Annotated in this window: 1 protein-coding gene and 1 pseudogene; one reads left to right on the forward strand and one right to left on the reverse strand. The window is 69.1% G+C overall.

Going from position 1 to position 1390, the window contains the following annotated elements; genetic code table 11:
• Positions 1 to 100: 100 nt before the first annotated feature.
• Positions 101 to 709: pseudogene (locus tag ACGF0D_RS44265) on the forward strand (IS5 family transposase); the annotation flags it as partial.
• Here the strand turns inward: ACGF0D_RS44265 and ACGF0D_RS44270 are convergent.
• Positions 675 to 1157, reverse strand: coding sequence for a hypothetical protein (locus tag ACGF0D_RS44270; RefSeq protein WP_392926260.1), 483 nt, complete (start codon positions 1155 to 1157; stop codon positions 675 to 677). The pseudogene ACGF0D_RS44265 and the gene ACGF0D_RS44270 sit on opposite strands and share 35 nt — an antisense overlap.
• Positions 1158 to 1390: the final 233 nt, after the last annotated feature.

Raw genomic sequence — 1390 nt, forward strand, 5'->3', positions numbered from 1 at the left:
CCCATCCGCATATCTCACACAGCACCGGATACAGCCACTGCTCCAGACCCATCAGGAACTTCACCAAGGTTCACCCTGACGAGCCGATGTCAGTAATAGGGACCGCGTCTACGCCTTCTTCCGGCGCTGGCGGGACAAGGGCATGGTCGCCGAGTTCCATGACCGGCTGCGCGACCGGGTCCGCCGTGCCGCGGGCCGTGATCCGGAGCCGACCGCCGGGATCGTCGATGCGCAGTCGGTGAAAGGGGCCGCGTCGGTGCCGGCTGCCAGCCGGGGGTTCGACGGCGGGAAGAAGGTGAACGGCCGCAAGAGGCACATCGTCGTGGACACCCTCGGGCTGCTGCTGGTCGTGATGGTGACCGCTGCCTGCGTCACCGACCGCGAGGCCGGTCGGACACTGTTGGAGCGGCTGCGCGAGCGGCACTGGCGCATCTCACTGGTGTGGGCCGACGGCGGCTACACCGGACGCCTGGTCGACCTCGCCCGGGAGGCCCTGCGGATCGCGCTGACGGTGGTCAGACGCACCGACGACGCCACGGGCTTCGTGGTGCTGCCGAAAAGGTGGCTGGTGGAACGGACGTTCGCCTGGCTGATGCACTCACGCCGCCTGGCCCGCGACTACGAGACCCGCACCGACACCTCCGAGGCGGTGATCCGGTGGTCGATGAGCATGGTCATGAGTCGCCGACTCGCCCGGCGACCATGCTGAACATCCCCGGGCGTTCTTCGGCCAGCCAGCCCCGCACGGCCAGGCGCTTCACCTTCGACCGCACTCCCTCCACCTTCGCCGCAACGACCTCCAGACCCAAGGCCGCCGCGAGCTGGCGACAGTCCATCTCCTCCCCGCTGCAGGCGAGGACCTCCACGAGCCGCTGGTAGTCCGGCGCCAGCGAGTCGAGAGCGAGACCTTCCTTCCAGGCGGGAACCACCGATCCGGGCACCGCCCCGGCGATCCGCGCAGGCCGTTCACCGGCCACCCCTGCCGGCGGCGCCTCCTCGCCTGCAGGAGGTTCTGCCAGGACTTCGGCCACTGTCTGACGGGCGATCACGAACCGCTCCCACGCGGCTTCCGCCTCCTGCAGCTCGGCCTGCAGAACCTCCACCCGCTGCCGAGCAGCACGCTCGCGCTCCTTCAGCAGCCCCATCACCGACGGCATTCGGCACCTCCACCGAAGACGACACGACACCCCGTCTCTGCCACCGAGGCGCCGGCACTATGCCTGACCAGCGGAAACGCACCCGTCACGATCGGAAAGACAACGGCTTCTGAAGGAAGCCCTGATCGGACGGTCCAGGGGCGGGCAGACCAGCAAGGTTCATTGCGCCGGCGACCGGAAGTGCCGCCCGCTTTCGTTCGTCCTGACCGAGGGCCAGGCCGCGGACAGCCCGC

Source organism: Kitasatospora sp. NPDC048298, assembly GCF_043201465.1.
GTDB lineage: Bacteria > Actinomycetota > Actinomycetes > Streptomycetales > Streptomycetaceae > Kitasatospora.

What these genes read in the sequence shown, in the direction of transcription:
- ACGF0D_RS44270 (WP_392926260.1), bottom strand. Translation starts at nt 1,157, where the DNA reads ATGCCGTCGGTGATGGGGCTGCTGAAGGAGCGCGAGCGTGCTGCTCGG.